Origin of the sequence: Micromonospora sp. WMMD975, assembly GCF_029581215.1 — a bacterium.
In the GTDB taxonomy this organism is placed as follows: domain Bacteria; phylum Actinomycetota; class Actinomycetes; order Mycobacteriales; family Micromonosporaceae; genus Micromonospora.
The window spans coordinates 3,411,559-3,434,956 of sequence record NZ_CP120739.1 but is presented as its reverse complement, the minus strand read 5'-3'; the positions used below and the strand labels follow the sequence as shown (position 1 = coordinate 3,434,956).

General features: G+C 70.6%; 22 protein-coding genes. 15 read left to right on the top strand and 7 right to left on the bottom strand.

The genetic code is table 11. The features are described 5' to 3' along the window. Positions 1-3: 3 nt before the first annotated feature. The 3 genes from O7613_RS14715 to O7613_RS14705 are packed head-to-tail and all read right to left on the bottom strand — an operon-like array spanning position 4 to position 2,308. On the bottom strand, positions 4-993 hold the full coding sequence (locus O7613_RS14715; RefSeq protein ID WP_281587818.1) for a transporter: 990 nt from the start codon (positions 991-993) through the stop codon (positions 4-6). Further along, the gene (locus tag O7613_RS14710) at positions 990-1,880 is read right to left on the bottom strand and encodes an ABC transporter ATP-binding protein (RefSeq protein ID WP_281587820.1); all 891 of its coding nucleotides are present in this window, start codon (positions 1,878-1,880) and stop codon (positions 990-992) included. Before O7613_RS14710 ends, O7613_RS14715 begins: the two co-directional genes overlap by 4 nt. Before the next feature lie 20 nt (positions 1,881-1,900). Next, on the bottom strand, positions 1,901-2,308 hold the full coding sequence (locus O7613_RS14705; RefSeq protein ID WP_281587822.1) for a GntR family transcriptional regulator: 408 nt from the start codon (positions 2,306-2,308) through the stop codon (positions 1,901-1,903). Positions 2,309-2,536: 228 nt separating this feature from the next. Here O7613_RS14705 and O7613_RS14700 point away from each other — a divergent pair, with 228 nt between their 5' ends. Then, the gene (locus O7613_RS14700) at positions 2,537-3,274 is read left to right on the top strand and encodes an Nramp family divalent metal transporter (RefSeq protein WP_348775373.1); all 738 of its coding nucleotides are present in this window, start codon (positions 2,537-2,539) and stop codon (positions 3,272-3,274) included. On the opposite strand, the gene O7613_RS14695 is transcribed toward O7613_RS14700, so the two are convergent. Together O7613_RS14695 and O7613_RS14690 are read right to left on the bottom strand one after the other, a co-directional pair. Further along, entirely contained in the window at positions 3,193-4,668 is a 1,476-nt protein-coding gene (locus O7613_RS14695; protein ID WP_282289031.1) for an arabinofuranosidase catalytic domain-containing protein, read from the bottom strand. The genes O7613_RS14700 and O7613_RS14695 overlap by 82 nt on opposite strands. Positions 4,669-5,141: 473 nt before the next feature. After that, the gene (locus O7613_RS14690) at positions 5,142-5,903 is read right to left on the bottom strand and encodes an IclR family transcriptional regulator (RefSeq protein WP_281587825.1); all 762 of its coding nucleotides are present in this window, start codon (positions 5,901-5,903) and stop codon (positions 5,142-5,144) included. 236 nt (positions 5,904-6,139) lie between these two features. Here O7613_RS14690 and O7613_RS14685 point away from each other — a divergent pair, with 236 nt between their 5' ends. From O7613_RS14685 to O7613_RS14640, 10 genes are read left to right on the top strand one after another with little or no spacing between them, the layout of a single operon-like run. Beyond that, complete coding sequence (locus tag O7613_RS14685; RefSeq protein WP_282289030.1) at positions 6,140-6,868, top strand: RraA family protein; 729 nt, start codon at positions 6,140-6,142, stop codon at positions 6,866-6,868. Beyond that, complete coding sequence (locus O7613_RS14680; protein WP_282289029.1) at positions 6,865-7,764, top strand: acetaldehyde dehydrogenase (acetylating); 900 nt, start codon at positions 6,865-6,867, stop codon at positions 7,762-7,764. Before O7613_RS14685 ends, O7613_RS14680 begins: the two co-directional genes overlap by 4 nt. Beyond that, the gene (dmpG, locus tag O7613_RS14675) at positions 7,761-8,834 is read left to right on the top strand and encodes a 4-hydroxy-2-oxovalerate aldolase (RefSeq protein WP_282289028.1); all 1,074 of its coding nucleotides are present in this window, start codon (positions 7,761-7,763) and stop codon (positions 8,832-8,834) included. The genes O7613_RS14680 and dmpG overlap by 4 nt, the downstream gene beginning before the upstream one ends. Beyond that, complete coding sequence (locus O7613_RS14670; protein WP_282289027.1) at positions 8,815-9,840, top strand: extracellular solute-binding protein; 1,026 nt, start codon at positions 8,815-8,817, stop codon at positions 9,838-9,840. The genes dmpG and O7613_RS14670 overlap by 20 nt, the downstream gene beginning before the upstream one ends. A gap of 13 nt (positions 9,841-9,853) precedes the next feature. Continuing rightward, on the top strand, positions 9,854-11,635 hold the full coding sequence (locus tag O7613_RS14665; RefSeq protein ID WP_282289026.1) for an iron ABC transporter permease: 1,782 nt from the start codon (positions 9,854-9,856) through the stop codon (positions 11,633-11,635). 29 nt (positions 11,636-11,664) lie between these two features. Continuing rightward, a complete protein-coding gene (locus O7613_RS14660) occupies positions 11,665-12,840 on the top strand; it encodes an ABC transporter ATP-binding protein (RefSeq protein WP_282289025.1) in 1,176 nt (391 codons plus the stop codon). Positions 12,841-12,866: 26 nt separating this feature from the next. Beyond that, complete coding sequence (gene tcuA, locus O7613_RS14655) at positions 12,867-14,357, top strand: FAD-dependent tricarballylate dehydrogenase TcuA (protein WP_282289024.1); 1,491 nt, start codon at positions 12,867-12,869, stop codon at positions 14,355-14,357. Then, entirely contained in the window at positions 14,354-15,370 is a 1,017-nt protein-coding gene (locus O7613_RS14650; RefSeq protein WP_282289023.1) for an aldo/keto reductase, read from the top strand. The genes tcuA and O7613_RS14650 overlap by 4 nt, the downstream gene beginning before the upstream one ends. A 17-nt stretch (positions 15,371-15,387) precedes the next feature. After that, entirely contained in the window at positions 15,388-16,218 is an 831-nt protein-coding gene (locus O7613_RS14645; RefSeq protein WP_281587839.1) for a phosphosulfolactate synthase, read from the top strand. After that, positions 16,215-17,402, top strand: a complete 1,188-nt coding sequence (locus O7613_RS14640; protein ID WP_282289022.1) for an MFS transporter — start codon at positions 16,215-16,217, stop codon at positions 17,400-17,402. The genes O7613_RS14645 and O7613_RS14640 overlap by 4 nt, the downstream gene beginning before the upstream one ends. A gap of 129 nt (positions 17,403-17,531) precedes the next feature. Here O7613_RS14640 and O7613_RS14635 read toward each other — a convergent pair whose 3' ends face one another. Continuing rightward, positions 17,532-18,329, bottom strand: a complete 798-nt coding sequence (locus O7613_RS14635) for a hypothetical protein (protein ID WP_282289021.1) — start codon at positions 18,327-18,329, stop codon at positions 17,532-17,534. 88 nt (positions 18,330-18,417) lie between these two features. Beyond that, positions 18,418-19,875 (bottom strand): SDR family oxidoreductase, encoded by a 1,458-nt coding sequence (locus tag O7613_RS14630; RefSeq protein ID WP_282289020.1) that lies wholly within the window; start codon positions 19,873-19,875, stop codon positions 18,418-18,420. A gap of 195 nt (positions 19,876-20,070) precedes the next feature. Between O7613_RS14630 and O7613_RS14625 the strand changes: the two genes are divergently transcribed. From O7613_RS14625 to O7613_RS14610, 4 genes are all read left to right on the top strand, one after another. Then, positions 20,071-20,415, top strand: a complete 345-nt coding sequence (locus O7613_RS14625) for a hypothetical protein (RefSeq protein WP_282289019.1) — start codon at positions 20,071-20,073, stop codon at positions 20,413-20,415. Positions 20,416-20,594: 179 nt separating this feature from the next. Further along, positions 20,595-20,897, top strand: coding sequence for a hypothetical protein (locus O7613_RS14620; RefSeq protein WP_282289018.1), 303 nt, complete (start codon positions 20,595-20,597; stop codon positions 20,895-20,897). Positions 20,898-21,441: 544 nt separating this feature from the next. Next, on the top strand, positions 21,442-22,611 hold the full coding sequence (locus tag O7613_RS14615; RefSeq protein ID WP_282289017.1) for a hypothetical protein: 1,170 nt from the start codon (positions 21,442-21,444) through the stop codon (positions 22,609-22,611). After that, complete coding sequence (locus O7613_RS14610; protein ID WP_282289015.1) at positions 22,556-23,392, top strand: acyltransferase domain-containing protein; 837 nt, start codon at positions 22,556-22,558, stop codon at positions 23,390-23,392. The genes O7613_RS14615 and O7613_RS14610 overlap by 56 nt, the downstream gene beginning before the upstream one ends. The last annotated feature ends 6 nt before the right edge of the window (positions 23,393-23,398 follow it).

Here is a 23,398-nt window from a genome sequence, read left to right as displayed (position 1 = left end):
CGACTACGCGATCCGGCGGACCCGGCGCACGGCCAGGTAGAGCAGCAGCAGGGCGAGGGCGACGAAAATACCCGTCTCGATGCCCTGGAACAGCCAGAACCGGTCCGCCGGCTGGTACAGCTGCCAGTTGTACGCGCCCGGTTGGAGGCCCAGTTCGGCGCCGCAGACCCGACCGTCCGGGCCCTTGCCGCCCGGCGGGCACTGGATGCGGGTATCCTCCGCGATCATCGTCCCGTCCGGGTTACGGACGCCCTGGGCGAGGATCCAGTCCCCCCGGCTGATCTCCGGGGGTCCCTCCCTCTCGATCGGGAAGGTCTGGGTACGGGCGGTCTGGTAGTGCGGCCGGGCCAGGAGCGCCACCGCCGCTCGTACGCCGATGAACCCGGCGAGGGTGATGCCCATGGCGGGCAGCATCCGCTTCCAGACGGTGCCGGCGAAGACACCCAACGCCACGGCGAAAAGCGTGTAGCCGATCGGGACGATGCCCTGCAGATCGAAGACGACCATGCCGAGGCGACCTTCGTAAGCGGCCTGGGTCAGCGGCGCGACCCACCACGATATGCCCAGCCCGTAGCCGATCGCCAGGAGCAGCACAGCGGCTCCGACCAGCCCGAACTTCGTCAGCGCCCAGCGGGTGCGGCCGACGCCCTGGGTCCAGACGAACCGGTGCGTGCCCTGCTCCACCTCACGGGCGACCAGTGGCGCGCCCCAGAACAGGCCGACCAGCACCGGCAGGGTGATCAGCAGGACGGCCAGCAGATTGAGGCTGCCGTACTGGTTGCTGAAGCGGTGGAAGCCCGCGTCACATGCCTCGCGGGTCGACGCGGCCACGTCGGCACGGGCAAGCTGGCCAACGCAGTCCGCCAGCCCGAGGTCGGCGAAGGTGTTCCGCATCGACAGGCCGATCGGCACCAGCACGGCCGCGAGCACGGCGAACGCCAGCACTGTGAAAAGGGCCTGCTTGCGGTGTTGCCGCCAGGTCAACCAGATCATGCTGCCACCCCCCACTCGCTGTGACTGGTCTGCGCGGTGCCCTCGGCCAGGTAGGCCAGGACGACGTCCTCCAGGCTCACCTCGCGGATCGTCCAGGCCGGATCGTTGACCGGCCCGTCGGTGCGGACCAGCAGTGTCGACTGCCGGTCGGTGTGGCTGGCCCGGACGACGGCGGCGACGCCCCCGATCGGGCCGCCGTCGTGCCGTGGGCCGACCAGTTGGCGGTGCCCGGTGACCAGGTCGTCGACCGCGCCGGTGAGCTGTACCTTGGCGGCGTTCAACACGATCAGGTAGTCGCAGACGCGCTCCAGGTCGGCCAGCAGGTGCGAGGAGAGCAGGACGGTGGTCCCGGAATCCGCGACGCTGCCCATCAGGGACTGGAGGAACTCACGCCGGGCCAGCGGGTCGAGGCTGGCGACCGGCTCGTCGAGCAGCAGCAGCCGGGGCTGCTTGGCCAGCGCCAGGGCCAGCGCCACCTGGGCCCGTTGCCCACCGGAGAGCTTGCCCACGGGTCGGTCCGGTGGAATGCCGAGCTGCGCCAACCGGGTGCGGGCCAGGTGCGCGTCCCACCGCTTGTTCAGCTTGCCGCCGGCGACGACCAGCTCGGACGCCGTGAAGTCCCGGTAGAGCGGGGTGTCCTGGGCGACGAAGCCGATGTCGGCGAGGCCGTCCGTGTCGCCGTACGGCGATCGACCGAACACCCGTACCGTGCCCGCGTCGGGCTTGAGTAGCCCGACGGCCAGGTGTAACAGTGTGCTCTTGCCCGCGCCGTTGGGCCCGACCAACGCGGCGATCCGGCCGGCCGGCAGGCGCAGCGAGCAGTCCCGCAACGCCCAGGCCCGGCCGTACCGCTTGCCCAGCCGGTCCGCCTCCAAGACATGGTCCATTCTCTGTCCTCTCGTTCCGCTTACGCGGGTTCCTTCTGCGGGGTGTCTTCGGGGAGGGCGGCGCGCAGCGTGGTCTCCACCAGGGCGATGACGTCTTCGGCGGTGAGGCCGGCAGCCTGCGCCCGGTGCAGCCAGGCAACCAGGTCGTCGCGTAGCTCGGCCTGGTTGGGCAGCGACGCGCCGGCCAGGGTGCGCTGGACGAACGTGCCCACTCCGGGGCGGCCGCCGACCAGACCCTCGATCTCCAGTTCCCGGTACGCCTTCAGCACCGTGTTCGGGTTGATCGCCAGGGATTGCGCGACGTCCCGGACTTTCGGCAACTGGTCGCCCGGCGTCAGCAGCCCGACCCGCAGAGCCTGTTTCACCTGCTGCACGAGCTGCATGTAGGTATTCACCTTCGACCGGCTGTCCAGTACGAATTCGATCACTCGCGATGATCCCTCCTGTTGTCCTAATACAATAGGACTGACAGACAGCCTCGCTGGCACTGTCGCTCCTGTCAAGCACGACGCGACACGCGCCCGGCCCGACACGGCACGCCACGGGCGGCTGCCCGGCGTGTCGACCGGTCGGCACCAGCAGGCCAGAGGTTGGCACCGACGGGTCAGCGGCTCGGGAAGGAACCGGCAGCAACCAGGTGGAAGGGGAGGTGTGCGATGGTCGCCAACGAACTGACGACGCTGAGGGCTGCTCCGCTACAGGTGACCCGCGCGCGCCCGCGCACGCGGGCGGTTGATCCTGCTCGGCCCGGCGTTCGTCGCGGCCGTCGCCTACGTCGACCCCGGCAACTTCGCCACCGACTCCGCCGCGTCTGGGGCGTGGTGGTGGCGAACCTGATGGCGATGCTGGTGCAGACGCTCACCGCGAAGCTCGGTCTGGCCACCGGGCGCAGCCTGCCCGAACTGTGCCGGGAACGCCTACCGAAGCCCCTCGACAGGACCATGTGGGTACAGGCCGAGTTGGTCGCCATGGCCAACCTGGCCGAGGTGATCGGTGGCGCGGTCGCCCGGTACTTGCTCTTCGGCATCCCCCTGCTGCCCGGCGGGATCATCATCGGGCCACCGCGTTCGCCGTGCTCGCGCAGCGCTCGCGGGGCTTCCGCACCTTTGAGATCGCCATCGCCGCGGGGCTCGGCGTCATCGTCTGGCCCTCCCGGCGAACCTGCTCGCCGCCGGCTCCGATCCGGGCTTCGCCGTGGCCGGCCTGGTGCGAGGGTGCCTGGCCAGGTCACTACCGTGCAGGAATCGCCGGCAATGCCGCCCTCAGCGGCCTCGCGGGGGCGGCATTGCCGGTGTGTGGTGTGCGGGTGTGGTCAGGTGCGGGTGGACCACTGTTGGTTGGTGCCGCCGTGGCAGGCCCAGAGGTGGATCTTGGTGCCGTTGGCGGTGCCGTAGGCGCTGGCGTCGAGGCAGAGTCCGGATTGGACGCCGGTGATGGTGCCGTTGGCGTTGAGGTTCCATTGTTGGTTGGTTTGGCCGTTGCAGTCCCAGATGATGGCTTGGGTGCCGTTGGTCGTGCCTGCGCCGCTGGCGTCGAGGCATTTGTTGCCGAGTACCTGGAGTTGTTTGTTGGCGGTGTAGGTCCAGCGTTGGGCGGTGTTGCCGAGGCAGTCCCAGAGTTGGACCTGGGTGCCGTTGGTGGTGGTGGCGTTGGGTACGTCGATGCAGCGGCCGGACTGCCCGCCGACGAGCTGGACGTTCTGTTGCGGGTTGCCTCCTGCGGCGGTGGCGTAGCCGGCGGCGTTGATGTTGGCCTGGACGGCGTTCTCGGTGGCCGCGGTCGGGTAGCCGGAGGTCAGCACACCTTCGTAGAAGGTCCCCCGGCCGGAGGTGCTGTTGTCGCCGCCGATGCCGAGCAGGATCGCACCCTCCTTCTTCATCGGGTGGTACCCGTTCGGACGTCGCCCGTCGAAGTAGGTCGTCAGAGCCCCTGACTGGCCGTTCCCGCCTCGGATGGCCCAGTGGTTCGACTCGCCCTTGACCATGGCGGTGACGAAGCGGTGGTTGATCGGCGCGATGTCGTTGTAGCCGGCGTTGACTCCGGAGAACAGCCCCCACTCCAGGTCGGCCATGATCCACGGGCCGGCCCCGGTGCCGTAGCCCCACTGCTTGTTGGCACCGAAGTAGACGGTCTCCATGATGGCGGGCGCGTCAGCTTGGCCGTCGGTCTGTGCGTTGCCGTAGTCGAAGCAGCACCACTGGTTGTAGTGCGTGCCGTCGACGACCGCGTAGATGCCTTCGGGCTGGTCGCCGGTGGCGACGCCATTGGTGTTGTTGTTGCGGTAACCGGTGCCGGGGGCGATGTAGACGCCGTACGCCTTCTGTCCGCCAACGGTGATCGGGGCTGCCTTCGCGTCGGCGAGATTGTCCCATCCGCCGGGTCCGGGACCGGGCCAGTAGCCGGGCGGGGCCTGGGTGAGGCGGTTGTTGCGGCCGGACTGGTCGTAGATGATCGTGATGGCGCAGGTGGTGTTGGCGCAGAACGTGTCCTGGGTGGCGGCGTTCGCGTAGCCGCCGGCGCTGAGCACGCCGATGTCGCGGGTGGTGTTGTCCGAGGAGCGTCGGACCTGGTAGAGCGGTCCGTTGTACGCGCCGTAGAGGGCGCGGGTGGTGCTGTGCGCGGCGACGCATGGTGTGCCGCCGGTGGCGTAGATGTCACACGGGCCGGTGCCGGCGGCGTGGGCGACGCCCGGTGCGTCCGAGACCACATAGGCCCCAGCACCGACAGCGAGGACCAACGTGACGCCCGCCGCTGCCATGACGCGACTCAGCCTTCTCTTCACACTCATCGAATCCTCTCCTGGTGCGGCGGCGGTGGGATGGGGCGGTGGCGGATCGAGGCTGGTGGTGCCGCCTCTGCCGGGATCGGGACGGATGCCAGGCTGATCTACACCGCATGCGGCGCGGGGGACGCTCACGGAGCGTTGTGCCGGCGAATCGATTCGAACGGATCGTAGAACCAGGGAGTGAAGGTTGTCAATGAATCCACGGGGTGGCGAACCGGGGTTTCGCCTGCCAGCGAGAGTGTGCCGGTGACTCGTTCGATCAGCGCGCCCGAAGGGGGCCTGCCGTCCGAACCGATCCGTCGAACCGGTTCGAGGAAGCCGGATTTGCCGCACTGCTGTTCCAGTTGCCCTCGTAGCGCGGGGCCGATGGTCCGGGTCCACAGACTCCTGCAACGCGTGGTCCGGGAAGCCACCCTCACCGACCACACCGCGCAGCCAGCCGGAGACCCGCCTGTGGGCCGGGCGGGGCCGCCCGGTCAGGGGAGGTTGGCGGCGCGGCGGTCGAGTCGGGCCTCGATGGTCTGCGCCGCCTTGCGCAGCGGCGCCTGTAACCGCCCCTGGTCGAGGTCGCGGTGTTCCGAGTTGGACGGGATGGAGATCGCCGCGATCACCCGTCCGGTGTGGTCGTGCAGGCCGGTGGCGATGCAGGAGACCCCGATCTGCCGTTCCTCCCGGTCGTACGCGAAGCCGGTGCGGCGCACGTCGGCAAGCTCGGCGCGCAGCAGCGCCGGTGAGGTGCGGGTGTACCTGGTCAGCGGCTTCAGCCCCTGCGCGATGACCTCTTCGATCAACGACTCGGGCGCACCGGCCAGGAGGATCTTGCCGAGGCTGGTGGCGTAGAGCGGGTTGCGGGTGCCGGGGCGGGTCCGGACCCGCCCGTCAACGTGACTGATCTTCAACAGGTAGATCAGCTCGGTGCCGTCACGTACTGCGAGATGGGCTTGGAAGCCGGTCTCCGCTACGAGCCGTTCCATCGGCACCTGTGCCTGCTCGGTGAGCGCGCGCAGTAGTGGAACCTGGGCGCCCACCTCGAACATCCAGATCGAGAGCCGGTACTGCCCGCTGTCGGTCCGTTCGACCGCCCCGGCGGCGGTGAGGCTGACCAGGAGTCGGTGCGCGTTCGCCCTGGTCAGGCCGAGCAGCTCCGCGCACTGGCTGACTCCGACCTGACGGTGGGTCCGGAACAGGTCGAGGACACGGAACGCCTTCAGCACGGTCAGTGACGGATCGGTGCTCATCTCGTACCTCTTCCTTCAGGGGGGAGCCGACTACGGAGGGTGGTTGGCTTGGGGAAGGAGGTGACGCGGGTAACGCGGAATTTACTACAGGCATCTCGTAATCCGATACATCGTCGTGTACGTCGAACCCAGTTCAGGGCCATAGTCCCGGTCAGGCGCCGCGGCCGGAAGCAGGCCCTGAGGGGGAGTGAATGTTCAAGAGCATCAACCGCGTACCGGAACGAGTGTCACCCAGCGTGCGCGACCGACTCGGGCGGATCGACACGGCCACGCTCTCCGACGCGATGGGTCGTCACGGAGCGATGTCACACCGGATGCGACCGCTCGACCTCGACAGCAAGCTCGTCGGCACCGCCGTCACGGCGCACTGCCCGGAGGGCGACAACCTGATGGTGCACAAGGCGCTGCAGCTCGGCGAGCCCGGTGACGTGCTGGTGGTGGACACCGGCGGGACCTATGACGCCACCGTGCTGGGCCGGAACATGTCGCTCTTCGCGCACCGGGTCGGGTTCGTCGGCGCGGTGATCGACGGCAGCGTCCGGGACCGGTCCGGGATCATGGCGATCCCGTTCCCGGTGTTCTGCGTCGGCATCGTGCCCCGGTCGGCGGTGAAGCACTCGGTCGGCTCGGTCAACGTGCCGGTGACCTGCGGCGGTGTCGTGGTCAGCCCGGGCGACGTGATCGTCGGCGACGAGGACGGCGTGGTGGTGGTCCCGCGCGGCGTCGCCGAGCAGGTGGCGCAGGCGGCCGAGGCCCGCCTGCGGATGGAGGAGCAGCAGAAGCAGGACGTCCAGGACGAGGATCTGCCACTGGAGATCCTTTATGGCCGGACCTGGGTCGACGAGCGGATGCGCCCGGCCATGGCGGAGCCCTTCCAGATCCCCGGCAACCTCGACGACGGGAACCGGGCCGCGACCGACGACGAAAACGAGGCCGTGACCGGTAACGGGGGCCTGGCCTCATGAGCCTCGCCGTCGCCATCGTCGGGTCGGGGAACATCGGCACCGACCTCATGGTCAAGATCCAGCGGTCCGCCGGGCTGGAGCTGGTCGCCATGGTCGGCGTGGACCCGGCCTCCGAGGGGCTGGCCCGGGCCCGCCGGGCGGGCGTGCCGGCCTCCGCCGAGGGGGTGGACTGGCTGCTGCGCCATCATCCGCTGCCGGACCTGGTCTTCGAGGCGACGTCGGCGGCGGCGCACCTGGTCCACCACGCCCGGTACGCCGAGGCGGGCATCCCGGCGGTGGACCTCACCCCGGCGGCGGTGGGCCCGTTCGTCGTCCCCTCGGTCAACCTCGACCAGCATCTGAATGCCCCGAACGTCAACATGATCACCTGCGGCGGGCAGGCCACCATTCCGATCGTCGCCGCCGTCTCGGCGGTCACCCCGGTCAGTTACGCGGAGATCGTCGCGTCCATCGCGTCCCGCTCGGCCGGACCCGGTACCCGGGCCAACATCGACGAGTTCACGGCCACCACCGCCCGGGGCGTCGAGACCATCGGTGGTGCCGCCGCCGGGAAGGCGATCATCGTCCTCAACCCGGTGAGCCCACCGATGATCATGCGGGACACGGTGTTCTGCGCGATCGACCCGGACGCCGACCGGGACCGGGTGACCGGGTCGATCCGGTCGATGGTGGACCGGGTCGCCGGCTACGTGCCGGGCTACCGTCTGGTCGCCGAGCCGCAGTTCGACGATCCGCGCCCCGACTGGCAGGGGCAGGCGCGGGTGACCGTCCTGCTGGAGGTCGAGGGACGCGGCGACCACCTGCCGCCGTACGCGGGAAACCTCGACATCATGACCGCCGCCGCCACCCGGGTCGGTGAGCGGATCGCCGCCGCGCGGGCGGAGGTGGCGTCGTGAGCGGCACCCGGATCCGGATCACCGACACCACGCTGCGCGACGGCAGCCACGCCATGCGCCACCAGTTCCGGCCCGCACACGTCCGGGCGACGGTCCGGGCGCTGCGCGCGGCGCACGTGCCGGTCATCGAGGTCACCCACGGCGACGGTCTGGCCGGTTCCTCGTTCAACTACGGCTTCTCCGCCACCCCGGAACTCGACCTGATCGACGTCGCCGTCGCCGAGGCCGGCCCGGCCACGATCGCTGCGCTGCTGCTGCCCGGGGTGGGCACCGCCGACGAACTGCGCGCCGCCGTTGACCACGGGGTCGACCTGGTCCGGGTGGCCACCCACTGCACCGAGGCGGACATCGCCGCCCAGCATCTCGGGCTGGCCCGCTCGCTGGGGGCCGAGACGGTCGGCTTCCTGATGATGTCGCACATGATCGGGCCGGAGCAGCTCGCCCGGCAGGCCCGGATCATGGCGGACGCCGGCGCGCAGTGCGTCTACGTCGTCGACTCCGCCGGCGCGCTGCTCCCCGACGACGCCGCCGCCCGGGTCGGCGCCCTGCACGCCGAGCTGGGCGACCACGCCCAGGTCGGCTTCCACGGGCACAACAACCTGGCCATGGGGGTGGCCAACTCGGTGGCCGCCGTCCGGGCCGGCGCCCGGCAGATCGACGGCGCGACCCGGGCTCTCGGCGCGGGCGCCGGCAACTCACCGACCGAGGTGCTCACCGCCGTCTTCGACCGGCAGGACATCGTCACCGGGGTCGACCTGGGCGCGATCCTGGACGCCGCCGAGGACGTGGTCCTGCGGTACGTCGACCGGGAGCCGGTGATGGATCGGGCCTCGATCGTCATGGGCTACGCCGGCGTCTACTCCAGTTTCCTGCTGCACGCCGAACGGGCCGCCCGGCGGTACGGCGTGCCCAGCCACGAGATCCTCCGCGAGGCCGGTCGACGCCGGTACGTGGGTGGTCAGGAGGACCTCCTGATCGACGTCGCCGTGGCGCTCGCCGCCGCCCGCTCCCCGTCACCCACCGCCACCACCGATAGAGAGGTCCACGCTGATGCCACACCCTCGTCGTAGATATCTGGCGGCTGCCGCCGTCGTCCTGCTCGCGATCACCGGCTGCGGCGACCGTGGTGGTGAGGCCGCTGAGGTCGCCGCCCCCGACGGACTGGAGAGCGCCGCCAAGGAAGAGGGCACCGTCACCCTCTACAGCTCCGTGGAGGAGGACGCCACCGCCGCGTTCGCCAAGTCCTTCACCGACAGGTACGACGTCGAGGTGCAGGTCGTCCGGCTGACCAGCGCCCAGCTCGCCCAGCGGTTCGCCGCCGAGGCGCAGGCCGGGGCGCCGGCCGCCGACGCGCTGCTGATCTCGCGTACCGGCTTCACCGCCGACGCGATCGAGAGCGGCTGGCTGGTGCCACTGGCTGACGCGGGGCTGCCCGACTTCCCCGGCAACCTGGACGAGCGGTTCGTGCTGCCCGACGAGGGCACCGCCATCTCGATCATCCAACCGGCCGGGATCGCCTACAACACCGACCTGGTGCCGGCCGGCGAGGCCCCGAAGACCTGGGCGGACCTGCTCGACCCGAAGTGGAAGGGCCGGATCGCCATTCCCGACCCGGCGTCGTCCGCGTCGTACATCGGGGAGTGGCTGGTGGTGGCGGAGGCCAGCGGACCCGACTTCCTCCAGCGCTTCGCCGCCCAGGACCTCAAGAAGTACGCCAGCGGGGTGCCGGCCGCGGCGGCGGTGGCCGCCGGCGAGGCGGCGTTCTGCGTGATGGGTCTCGCCTCGCACATCGTGGACCCGAAGGCCAAGGGCGCGCCGATCGAGTTCGTCGCCCCGCCGCTGACCAGCGGCGCGGAGGTCGTCCCCGGGGTGGCGGCCAACAGCAGACACCCGAACGCGGCTCGGCTGCTCATCCAGTACGCGCTCTCCGCCGAGGGCAGCAAGGTCCTCGCCGACGCGGCCGGCGCGGTCTCCCCCTACGACACCACCAACCTGCCGACCGAGTACGTCTCGCCCGACCTGGCCGGCGCCAAGACCAAGCAGGCGCAGGTCATCGGAAACCTCGGGCTGAGCTGATGGGGGCGCGCCGATGGTGATGCTCGCTCCGCCCGGGCCGGACGCCGAGCCGGAGAGCCCCGCGCCGGCCCGGGCGGCCCGCCGCCGGATCACCCCGTTCACCACGATCGCGGTCACGGTGGCGACGGTGCTCGCGGTCCTCGCCACCTACCCGATCCTGCGGGTCGCGGTCGGGCTGGTCTACGTCGACGGTCGGCTCACCGTGGAGCCGATCCGGGACGTCCTGGCCGTCCCCGATCTGGTGACGCTGATCGTCAACACCCTGGTCGCGGTCGTGGTGAGCGGCGTGGTCGCGCTGGTCGTCGGGTCGATCCTGGCCTGGCTCAACGAGCGGACCGACGCCCGGGTGGCCGGGCTGACCGACTCGATGCCGATGATCCCGTTTCTGCTGCCGCCGATCGCCGGCGCGGTCGGCTGGGTGCTGCTGCTCTCCACCAACGCGGGTCTGCTCAACGCGTTCATCCGCTGGGTGCTCGGCGGGGTCGGCATCCAGTTGACCGAGGGCCCGTTCGACATCTTCTCCTGGCCCGGCCTGATCTTCGTCTACACGCTCTACCAGGTCCCGTACGTGTTCATGCTGGTCACCACCGGGCTGCGCAACGCCGACGCGAGTCTCGACGAGCAGTCCCGGATCAGCGGGGCCGGTCGACTGAAGACGCTGTGGAGGGTCACCCTTCCCGCGATCCGGCCCAGCATCGGCGGGGCGATCCTGCTGATGTGCTGGCAGGGCTTCTCGCTCTACTCGGTGCCGGTGATCATCGGCTCGGGCGCGGGCATCGACGTGATCTCGGTACGGATCGTGGACCTGCTGTCGTTCACGTACCCGCCGGAGACCGCGACCGCCGTCGGGCTGAGCTTCATCGTGCTGCTGTTCGTCGGCGTGATGTGGTACCTCCAGTCGCGGATGCTGCGCAGCGGCCGGCACGCCACCGTCGGCGGCAAGGGGCAGCGTTTCACCCGGCAGGAGCTGGGCGGCTGGAAGTGGCCGGCCCGACTGCTCATCCTCGGCTACGGTGCGCTCGCCGTGGTGCTGCCGGCGATCGGACTGCTGCTGGTCTCGCTGAACGGCTTCTGGACCCCGAAGATCAACTGGACCGGGCTGAGTCTCGACTCGGTCCGCGAGTCGGTCTTCGAGGACGGCCAGACGCTGACCGCCGTGCAGAACAGCCTCTGGCTCGGCATCGCCGGAGCGACCATCGGCATGGTCGCCGCCGCGCTGGTCGCCCTGCTCGTGGTCCGGTCCAAGCGGCGGGCGGTACGGGCGCTGGACGGCGCGATCAAACTGCCCTCGGTCTTCTCGCACCTGGTGATCGCGGTCGGGATGATCCTCGCGTTCGGCGGCCCGCCGTTCTACCTCGGCGGCACCACGATGATCCTGCTGCTCGCGTACATCAGCATCTATCTGCCGCAGGGCTCGGTCGCCGCCGACTCGGCGGCCAGCCAGGTCGGCGGTGACCTGGCGGAAGCCTCCCAGATCAGCGGCGCCGGCGGCGGAAAGACCTTCCGCCGGGTGTACCTGCCGCTGATGGTGCCCGGCCTGGTCGCCGGCTGGGCCTTCCTGTTCGCCCGGATGGTCGGCGACCTCACCGCCACGGCGGTGCTCGCCGGCACCACGAACATGGTGGTCGGTTTCCGCATCCTGCAGATCTTCGAGAACGGCTCCTACGCGGAACTCGCCTCGCTGTCCGTCGTCCTGACCGCCGTCACCGCGCTGGTCGTCGGTCTCTGCCTCGCCTACTCCCGCTGGCAGGGCCGTTGGCAGGGCACCGGCGGGCGGACCAAGGGCAACCGATGACAATCCACGACTCCGGAGGTGACAGGGGCATGGTCGCACCCGCCCAGGTCGAGAGCACCACCGCCAGCACGGTTACGCCACCGGCGGGCCCCATCGTGCGGGTCCGGGACCTGTCCAAGCGGTTCCGCCGCGCCGACGGCGCCGAGACGAAAGCCGTCGACAACGTCTCGTTCGATGTGGCGCGGGGCGAGTTCCTGGTCCTGCTCGGCCCGAGCGGCTGCGGCAAGACCACCCTGCTGCGCATGATCGCCGGACTGGAGACGCCGGACGCCGGCACCGTCGAGATCGACGGCCAACCGGTGTACGACCACAGCCGACGTCTGGTCGTCCCGCCCGAGAAACGGCGGATCAGCATGATCTTCCAGTCGTACGCGCTGTGGCCGCACATGACGGTGGCGCAGAACGTCGCGTATCCGCTGGAGAACCGGGCGCGGAAACTGCCCCGCCCGGAGATCGCCGCCCGGGTCCAGGCCAGCCTCGACCAGGTCCACATCGGCGAGCTGGGCCGGCAGTACCCCGGCCAGATGAGCGGTGGCCAGCAGCAGCGGGTGGCGCTGGCCCGGGCTCTGGTGGCCGGCAACGACCTCATTCTCTTCGACGAGCCGCTGTCCAACGTCGACGCCAAGGTCCGGGAGCAGCTGCGCGCCGAACTCGTCTCGATGCAACGGGAGCTGGGCTTCGCGGCCGTTTACGTCACCCACGACCAGCACGAGGCGATGGGGCTGGCGCACCGCATCGCGGTGATGGGGGAGGGACGGTTCGCCCAGCTCGGCGGCCCCCGCGACATCTACCACGACGCGACGTCCCGGTACGTGGCCAACTTTGTCGGCACCAGCAACGAGCTGCCGGGCCCCGTCACCGGGCCGGACGGCGCCGGGCTGGCCGCCGTCCGCACCGCCCTCGGCCTGGTACGCGGCCGGCTGGCCTCCGACCAGCTCCGCGACGGCGACCAGGCGATCGCGCTGTTCCGTCCCGAACGGGCCCACATCGCCCCCGCCACCGGCGCTTCCGCCGAGAACGACGGCGCGGCCACCTTCACCGGGACGCTCAAGGCGGCGCTGTTCCTCGGCCCGCACACCGAGTACACCGTGACCTGCGGTGAGCACGTGCTGCGGGTCTGGAGCAACATCCGCACCGAGCTGCCGGAGGGCGCCACCGTCGAGGTCACCGTCGACGCGGCCGACGTCCGCATCCTTCAGCCGTGAACCCCGCCCACGAACCAGGGAGAACCATGAGCGACTACGACTACGACGTCCTCGTCGTCGGGGCCGGCAACGCCGCCTTCTCGGCCGCGCACGCCGCCCGGGAGCAGGTTTCCCGGGTCGGCATGCTGGAGAAGGCGACCACGGCGGAACTCGGCGGAAACTCCTACTTCACGCTCGGATCCTTCCGGGCCACCTACCACGGCCTCGACGACCTGCGCCCGATCCTCAGCGAGCTCGACGAGCGCGAGGCCGACCGGTACGACCTGGACCCGTACCCGGTGGAGAGCTTCGCCGCCGACATGCTCCGGCTCACCCGGGGCCGGACCGATCCGACCCTGATGCGGATCCTCGTCGAGGACTCCTTCCCCACCCTCCGGTGGCTGCACGGGCACGGGGTCAAGTTCAAGCTCCAGTCCGACAACCAGGTCTTCGAGGTCAACGGCCGGAAGAAGTTCTGGGGCGGCGGCACCATCGCCACCGTCGGCGGCGGCATCGGGCTCATCGAGCAGCACCTCGCCGCCGCCAAGGCCACCGGCATCGACGTGCGCGCCGAACACCAGATGACCGGATTCCTGGTCGGCCCGACCGGGGCCGTGGAGGGCGTGGTGTGCCGCACCCCACAGGGCGAACGGCAGATCCGCGCCCGCGCGGTGGTGCTCGCCTCCGGCGGCTTCGAGGCCGACGCCCGGCTGCGGGCGGTGCACCTCGGCCCCGGCTGGGACACCGCCAAGGTACGCGGCAGCCGGCACAACACCGGCGAGGGCCTGATGAGCGCGCTCGGCATCGGCGCGCAGGCGTACGGCAACTGGTCCGGCGCGCACGCGGTGGCCTGGGACATCAACGCCGGTCCGTACGGCAACCGGGTGCTCACCAACAAGCTGCAACGGCACTCGTACCCGTTCGGGATCACCGTCAACGTGGAGGGCGACCGGTTCGTCGACGAGGGGGCGGACTTCCGCAACTACACGTACGCCAAGATCGGGTCGGCGATCCTGCGGCAGACCGGCGGCCTCGCGTACCAGATCTTCGACCAGCGCGGCGTCGGCCTGCTTCGCACCGACTACGGCCACGACGGGGCCAGCCAGGTCGTCGCCGACTCGATCCGCGAGCTGGCCGAGAAGCTCGACCTGAACCCGGACCGGCTGGAGCGGACGGTCACCGGGTACAATGCGTCGGTCGGCGACCGACCGTTCGACCCGACCGTGCTGGACGGGCTGGCCACCAGCGGCCTCGAACCACCCAAGAGCAACTGGGCCCAACCGATCGACCGGCCCCCGTACGTCGCGTTCCCGGTCGGCTGCGCGATCACCTTCACCTACGGTGGAGTCCGCGTCGACGAGGACGCCCGGGTGCTCAACCAGGCCGACCAGCCGATTCCGGGCCTGCACGCGGCCGGCGAGGTGGTCGGCGGCCTCTTCTACGACAACTACCCCGGCGGCAGCGGGCTGATGTCCGGCGCGGTCTTCGGCCGTCGGGCCGGCCGGACCGCCGCCCGGCACAGCCGGGACCGGGGATGACCGGACCGGCCACCGTCCTGCTCGGCGACACCGGGGTACGGGCGCCCCGGGTCGTCCTGGGCACCGCCACCTTCGGCGCGCAGTGCGACGAGGCGACCTCCCGGGACATCCTGGACCGGGCGCTGGAGCGGGGCATGTCCTGGCTGGACACCGCGACCAGCTACCCGCTGGGCAGCGGCGCGGACGCCGTCGGCGCCACCGAGGAGCTGCTCGGCCGGTGGCTGCCCGGCCGGCGCGACCAGGTCTTCCTGGCCACCAAGGTCTACAACCGGACCGGGCCCGCCCCCTGGCAGCTCGGCCTGTCCCGCAAACACCTGCTGGCCGCCGTCGACGGGTCGCTGGCCCGACTCGGCACCGACCACATCGACCTGCTGCAACTGCACCGGTACGACCGATCGACGCCGATCGAGGAGACCCTGGCCGCGCTGGACACGCTGGTCCGCGCCGGCAAGGTCCGGTACGTGGGCTGCTGCAACTTCCTGGCGTACCAGCTCGCCCGGGCGCTCACCCTCGGCGAGCTGGCCGGGCTGCCCCGGCTGCGCACCGCGCAACTGCGGTACAGCCTGGTGCGACGCGGCGCGGAGATCGAGGCGTTCCGGCTGTGCCGGGAGCAGCGGGTCGCCGTGCTCGCGTTCAACCTGCTCGCCGGCGGCGTTCTGACCGGCCGGTACGACCGCAACCGGCCACCACCGGCGGGCAGCCGGTTCGCGGTGGGCGCGGCCGGCCGCCGCTACACCGAGCGGTACTGGACCGACGCCACGTTCGCCACCGTCGACGCCCTGTCGACGGTGGCCGCGCGGGCCGGGAGCACGCTCGCCGTGCTGGCCACCGCCTGGGGGCTGCGCCACCCGGACGTGACCGCGCCGATCGTCGGGGTGAGCCGGGTCGACCAGCTCGACGCGGTCACCGACGCGCTGGAGTTGGAGCTGCCCGACGACGTGTGGACCGAGGTGGACCGGCTCACCGCCGGACACCGCCACCAGGTCGAAGACATCGAGTTCGAGTCGAGCTGACGAGGAGATCCATCCTGATGAGCACCACCCCCGAGCGGTCCTTCCCGTTCCTGCGCCTCAACGAGCGGCCGGACAAGCCGCGCACCGTCGGGCTTACCGAGATCCGCGGTCCCTACTACACCTCGTTCGGTCCGGACCACCTGCGTGACCTGCTGGAGTCCGTCGGCCCGCACGTGGACTCGTTCAAGTTCCCCGGCGCGTCGATGCCGCTGATGTCTGAGGCGACCCTGAAGAAGTTCATCGACGTCTGCCACGACCACAACGTCGAGGTCTCCACCGGCGGGCTCATCGAGTTCGTGCTGACCCGGGGCCCCGACGCGGTGGAACAGTACTTCCAGGCCATCGCCCGGTACGAGTTCGACATCGTGGAGATCTCCGTCGGCATGCTGGCCATCGCCGCCTCCGACTACCTGCGGCTGATCGAACGCGGACGCAAAGCCGGACTCAAGGTGAAGGCCGAGGTCGGCATCCAGTTCGGGGCCGGCGGCACCTCGTCGGTGGAGGAGCTCGCCGCCGAGGGCACCGGCGACCCGAGCTACGCGGTGCAACGCGCCCGCCGCGCGTTCGACGCCGGCGCGAACCTGGTCATGCTGGAGTCCGAGGGGATCACCGAGCAGGTCCGCGCCTGGCGCACCGACGTGCCGGCGCTGTTCATCGCCGAGTTCGGCCTGGAGTCGGTGATGTTCGAGGCCGCCGACCCGCCGGTCTTCGAGTGGTACGTGAAGAACTACGGCCCCGAGGTCAACGTCTTCATCGACCACAGCCAGGTCTACCAGCTCGAATGCCTCCGCTCCGGGATCTGGGGCACCAAGGGCCTCTGGGGCCGGGTCGTCAGCTACAAGGGGTGACCCGCCGGGCCGTCGGGTGGCCGCTGCTCGTCCAGGCCGGCCTGGTGCTGGGCGGGTACGCGGCCGTCCGCCCGATGACCGGGTACCGGGCCATCGAGTTGCAGGCCGGCAACACCGGCATCGGGCTGCTCGCGGCCAGCTTCTCGGTACTGCCGTTGCTGCTCGCGTACCCGGTGGGCCGGCAGGCCGACCGGTTCGGCCCGGCTCGGCTGATGGTGGTCGGCGTCGTGCTGTTCACCGGGGCGGGAGTGCTCGCCATGCTGGCCGGCAGCCTGCCGGTGCTGCTGGTGGCCAGCGCGCTGCTCGGTCTCGGCCAACTCGTCAGCGTCGTCGGCCAGCAGGCCACCGTCGCGGTGAGCGGCACCGCGAACCTCGACCGTGGTTTCGGCCTGCTCACCGCGGCCGGGGCGGTCGGGCAGGCGGTCGGCCCGCTGCTGGCTGCCGGGGCGGCGAGCGTCCCGGGCGTCGGCCCGTCACCGGCGGCCGTCGGGCTGGCCGTCGGCACGGCGATCTGCGCCGCCTCGGCGCTTTGCCTGAGACCACTGCTGCGGGCCGCGCCCCGGTCCCGCGCACCGGCCCCCCGGTCGTCCTGGCGGGTGGCGGCCGGCATGGTCGGCGTACCCGGGATGGCCGCGACTCTGGTCGCCGGCGGCGTGGTGCTGGCGGCGCTCGACCTGCTCTCTGTCTTCCTGCCGGCCTGGGCCGACGAACGCGGCGTCCCGGTCGCGGCGGTGGGCGGGCTGCTCGCGCTGCGGGCAGTGGTCACCCTGCTCGCCCGGCTGGTCGTCGACCGGGTGGTGGCCCGCGCCGGCCGCCGGCTGACCATGGTGGCCTCGATCGCCGTCGCCGGGCTCGGCCTGCTGGTGCTGCCGCTGGTCCAGCTCCCCGGCGCCGCCGTGATCATGCTGCTCCTCGGGATCGGGCTGGGCGTGGCGCAACCGCTGGCAATGTCCTGGGTGGCCGACGCCGCTCGCCCCGGCACCCGGGGCGCCGCGATGGGCCTGCGGCTGACCGCGAACCGTCTCGCCCAGACTGCGCTGCCGGTCGCGGTGGGCGCCTTCTCCGCCGGCGCGGCCGGCGTGTTCTGGGCGGTCGGCGCGCTGCTCGCCCTCTCGGCGGGCGCCCTGCTCCGGATGCCTCCGGACCGAACCCGGCCGCCCGCTCCACCGGCGAAGGGACTGTAGAAAGGCCAGTTCCGCTCAGCGCTCATGACAGCTCGCCCGGTTACCGCGGGCGGACGATCGGGTCGTAGACCCGGGCCGCGCCGTCGACCAGGTCGAGCGGGCCACGAGCCGATCGGCGCGACGGCTGGCCTACAGGTGCAGCGGCACGATGAGGATCGTTGCGCAGTCGGGTGGGCCCGGGGGCACCCATACCCGCAGTCGGACCGATGTGTCCTTCTCGCGTGTGTGAAGGTACACCACCCACGAGCCCTTGGTGGCGCGCTCCGTGGAGAGCGTCCGCGATGGGTGGTAGCCAGCCGCGGTGACGGCAGCTCTCGCCGCCTCGACAGCCTCCTCGACAGTGAGCGGTGCGTCAGCCGACGGAGCGCGGCGGCGCCATCGCTCTGTTACCAGCCGAAACATCCGCCTCGCGGTGGCCACGACACCCGCGTCGATCCGGTTGCCGACCACCCCGCCGGCCGCGGCGGCGCCGAGGAACTTCGCGACCTCCACGACGATGTCGTGGCTGGGCGCGGAAAGCGGTGGGTTCGCAGCGGGGTCGGAGAGACGGTGACGATCAAATGCGATGCACGCCTCGGCGGGTCCGCAGTCCACTGGTTCGCGCAGCAGCGCGCCATAGGCGAGGAGCATCCGCCGCAGGAAACCTCGAGAGACGACCTCGTCGCATCCGGCGAGATGCGCCGCGAGGGCAACTGCCCCCTCGTCGAACTGATCCGCATCCTCGGATTGGAGCTTGCGAGGCTCATCCTGGAGCTGCTCGCTGTGCGGACAGCTGAAGCCAAGGCAATAGTCACTCGCGATCCGGGCCCCTGGCCCCCACTGCCAGGACATGTCGTAGCCCGACACCTCGTGGCGAATCTTTCCGGCCAATGCTGCCTTCAGCCGAGGCTGACCGGTGACATGTCGATCCTCGTCGTCGGCAACCATTCCCCACCGAAATCTCCAATACCGTGAGGTGATGGTAACCGCAGTCCGCCACGGGGCAGATGAACACGGCGAGTATCCGAGGGGCTGATCACCAGGCGCAGGGCGCGTAGTCCTTCAGGAAGCAGCCGTACAGGTCTTCGCCCTGTTCGCCGCGGACGATCGGGTCGTAGACCCGGGCCGCGCCGTCGACCAGGTCCAGCGGGGCGTGGAAGCCGGCGTCCGCCAGTCGCATCTTCGTCGGGTGGGGCCGCTCGTCGGTGATCCAGCCGGTGTCGACGCTTGTCATGAGGATGCCGTCGGCCAGCAGCTCCTGGGCGCTGGTTCGGGTGAGCATGTTCAGGGCGGCTTTGGCCATGTTGGTGTGCGGGTGCCCCGGCCCCTTGTAGCCGCGGGCGAACTGGCCCTCCATCGCCGACACGTTCACCACGTACTTCCGGCGGGCGGTCGCTGCGGCCATCGCCGGTCGCAGTCGGCTGACCAGTACGAACGGCGCGGTCACGTTGCACAGTTGCACTTCGAGCAGCTCGACCGGGTCCACCTCGTGCACCCGCTGCACCCAGCTGTTGACCGGGTCGAGGTCCGGCACCAGACCGCCGGCGTCGATGGCGGTGGCTGCCGCGATCCGTTCCGGCGAGGCGGAGCCGCCGGTCAGCGCCAACGCGGTGAGCGCCTGCGGGGTGACCGTGGCCGACTGCGGCGGGGCGATCATTCCCGCTGGGTGGCCCTGGTCGGCGGATTTGGCGAACGTGATCAGCTCCGGCAGGGGGCCGTCCGGCAGGGCCGCCGTCTCCGCGGCGACGAGTTGGGCGTACGCCCCGGGCGTGCGGCGGACGGTCTGCGCCGCATTGTTGATCAGGATGTCGAGTGGTCCCTGGGCGCTGACCGAGTCGGCGAGGGCGATCACCTGGGCGGGGTCGCGCAGGTCGATCCCGACGATCCGCAGGCGGTGCAGCCAGTCCCCGCTGTCCGGCATCGCGGCGAATCGGCGGACCGCGTCGTGCGGGAACCGCGTGGTCACCGTGGTGTGCGCGCCGTCGCGCAGCAGCCGCAGCGCGATGTACATGCCGATCTTGGCTCGGCCGCCGGTGAGCAACGCGCGCCGGCCGGTCAGGTCGGTGCGGGCGTCGCGGCGCTCCCGGTTGAGCGCGGCGCAGGGTGGGCAGAGCTGGTGGTAGAAGGCGTCCACCTCGTGGTAGCGCTGCTTGCAGACGTAGCAGCCGCGCGGATGGTGCAGGAAGCCGGCCGTGGTACCGACGGTGGGGGAGGCGAGCGGGACGCCCTGGGTCTCGTCGTCGATCCGGCCCGGGGCGCCGGTGGCGGTGGCCGCCGTCACCGCGCGGTCGGCAGCCGCGATGGCATCGCGCCGTGCCTCGCGTCGCCGCTGCTTGATCACCTTGTAGAGCTTCGCGGTGGCCCGTTGCACCCGCACCACGTCGGGGTGATCGGGAGGCAGGTTCTCCAGCGCCTCGAAGACGCTGAGACAGGTCTCCAGCTGTCCGCGGTCAATGCCGTCTCGACCGGTTTCGTTAAGGTTGTCCGCCGTCATGTGTCGCTGTCTCGTCCCGTTCCCTGCGCCGGGTCCCACCCGGCCCACCCCACGTCCGACCCGGAACTGTACGCACCGCACCGCCTCGGACGCACCGGGGTGATTGATCGACCGAACGGCTAATCCAGGTACGTCTATGCGATAGATAGGCTGGCGTTGCATTGAGTCATCGCTTGGCTACGTTGGGAGAGTTCCATGCGTACCACCGTCAAGGTCCTTGCCGCGTCCGCGCTTGCCGCTCTGGGCCTCGCCGCCGCCGGTGCCACCCCGGCACTCGCCGCCGCCCCGGCGCCCTTCTGCGAGTCCGGCGCCTCCCAGTTCTACTGCGACGGCAGCAGCACCGGCACGACGACCTGGAACGTCACCTGGTACTCCGGCAGCGTCGGCACCTTCACGACCGCCGGGTCGACCCTCTTCGCCGCCTGCCCGGCCAGCAACCTCGGTCACCCCGTGCGGGCCAGCTACAGCTACTTCGACGGCAGCACGACCCAGTACAGCGGCACCACCCAGTTCATCTGCCGCAGCGGCCCCTGGCAGTAGAGCCGTCCCGCCGGCGTACGGGTCAACCGCGCGTGCTCTCTCCATCGACCTGCGGTGGTGCCGGAGTAGCAACGGGATGGCCGGCCGGCGCCGCCTGAGATCGCTCGACCCCCCACCATGTTCCGGGACCGCCGGGGACCCTTTGGCAACCGACCACCATCTATCCGAGGAGCTAGCTCATGTCCACAGTCCGACGACTCACCGCCGCTGCGGCGCTCGCCACGGCGATGCTGGCATCGAGCCTCACCGCCGCCTCTCCGGCTTCGGCTGCCCCGCCGCCGGGGGTGCAGGTCTTCACCGGCTACGGCATCAGCTCGATCCCGCAGATCGCGTTGATCAACGCCCAGAACCAGGCCCGTAACCTGGCCTATGCCGCAGGCTATCCGGAGCCGTTCATCCAGTGCGCCAACGGGGCGTCCTGGGTGACCCAGCCGATGCCCAACTTCTACTCGGCGCAGGCCCAGATCATCTGCGCCGCGTGAAAGCTCCCCCGGGTGACCGGGGCGAAGTGTCGATCGTGCCAGGGCTGCTGCCAAGCGCAGCCAGTCGTGGTGAGCACACCCGGCGACGACTGCACGGCGACGCTCCCATGTAAGCGTATGGGGGTGCGGCGGCCGGCGGGCCCATCGGAGGCTCGCCGGCCGACTGCCGGTGCGCTCGGCGCGCAAATGGGTCACCGGGCAGCCAAGCCCGGAAACAACCGACAGCGAGCCTCCGCCCGACGCGCTATTGGACCGGAAAGTCCTCCGACCTCGCATGGGCCATGTCATTTCTGTTAACCACAATTGACATTTGTGTGAAGTCCACGGCGGCTCCGTCACCGCCCGTGACGAAGCGCAGGATCCATCCCACCCGACGGATCGACGATCCGCCACGGCCCGCCAACGAGCTTGTTTACATTGAGCCATATCATTTGCTAGTGTCCCCGATACGAAAAGCCACAAGCCATGCGGGCAGGCTTTATTCAGCCGCACGTCACCCCGACCCCATGTCGATCACTCAGTGGCCCGAAAGTGGAGGTCGGCTGTGCGTACGCTGCTGCTCTTTGATGGCCTTGGCGGCACCAACGACAATCTCCTGCCGGCGCTCCGCAGCCTTTTCGCCATTCCCGAGAATGCGGCTTACTGCCAGGCGGTGCGGGAAACCCTGGACCAGGTGGCGGCCTATCTCGACCCGCCGACACCGGCACCGAGCGGGCCGGCGGATCTTCCGCTGCGGCAATGGCTGGCCCCGGCGACCGGCGCCCCCGACGAGGTCCTGCGCAACTCGGTTTCCGCCGGGCTCTGCGTGCACATCCTCCAGGTCTGCCACCTCCAACCGGCTCGGCACCGCGCGGAGGGCGTCGTCGGGTCGCTGGGCCACAGCATCGGTCTGCTGGCCGCCATGATCGCCGGAATGCGACTGCGGCGGATGGACGAGTTCCTGGACGTGGCCTCCGTGTGCCTGCGGTTGTTAGCGCTAACCCTGGTCCGGGGACATCAGCTCACCACCGCCGCCACACCCGACGCCGACGCCGTCGACCGCTACCTGGCCAAGGGCCGTCGGGGTGCCCCACCTGGGCCGATGGCCGCCCTTTCCGGCCTGCCCCGGGACGGTCTGCGCGGCCTCGTCGAGGCGTTCAACACCGGCGGGGGGTCACTTTCGGTGAGCCTGGCCAACTCACCGGACACCTACGTGCTCAGCGGCCCGGCGGGGGAGTTGCTCGACCTCTACTTCGACCACGAGGCGCTGTTCGAGCGGACCGGCGTGAGCTGGGCGTTCCTGACCACCACCATCCCGTTCCACAGCGCGCACCTCGCGCCGGCGGCGGAGCGGGTCGGCGGCGACCTGCACTTCATCGGCGACCTGCCGGGCGGCGAGAGACTGCGGCTGCCGGTGTACGCCACCGACGGTCCACGCAATCTCCAGGGGTCGTCGGATCTGGTGGAGGAGTTCCTCACCCAGGTACTTCTCCGCCCCATCGAATGGGAACTCGTGACGCGACACGCAATCGACGACGCGGCCGTCGACCGCATCGTGGACTGCGGGCCGGGGCCGGCCGCACGACGGTTTACCAGGGAGTGCCTGCGAGGCAGCGCGCAACGTCTGGTGTTCGAGCCGATCCAACAATTTTCCGCTGCCCAGGCGACAGGAGGCCAGCATGCAGTGTCTGCTCTTTCCCGGCCAGGGCGTGCAGCGCAAAGGAATGGGCGCTGATCTCTTCGCCCAGTTTCCGGAGACGACCGCGCTGGCGGACGGGATTCTGGGTTACTCCATCGAGGAGCTGTGCACCCGGGATCCGCACAGAAGGTTGCGCGACACCCAATTCGCCCAGCCCGCCGTCTTTGTGGTCAACGCATTGCTGGGAATGCGGCGGGCCAACGAGCAGCCGGACGCCTACCGGTTCTTCGCCGGACACAGTCTGGGCGAGTACAACGCACTGGTCGCGGCGGGCGTGCTCGATTTCGGCACCGCGCTGCGGCTGGTACGACGCCGAGGAGAGCTGATGGCCGGTGTCACCGGCGGAGCCATGTCGGCGGTGCAGGGGGTGCCGGCCGCCTTCGTCGAGCGCGTCCTGCGGGAAACCGGTCTGTCCAGCGTCCACGTGGCGAACCTGAACGCCGACACGCAGACCGCGATAGCCGGCGACCGGGTCGAGGTCGCCGTCGCGGCCAAGGCGATCGGCGCCCTGCCCGGTGCCCGAGTCGTCCCGCTCAACGTCAGCGGGCCGTTCCACAGCCCCCTGATGGCGCCGGTCGAGCCCGCACTGCGCGAACTGCTGCGAGCCTGCGTGTTCGCCGACGGCCACGGCACCGTGGTGTCCAGCGTGACCGGTGCGGTCTTCCGCCCCGACGAGGGCGCCGAGCTGCTGGCCCGCCAGGTGTCCACCCCGGTGCAGTGGGTGCGCGCGGTCACCACGCTGCGGGCGGCGGGCGTGACCCGGTTCGACGAGGTCCACGGAAGCACCCTGACCGCGCTGGTGAGCAGGATCCACTGAAGGGAC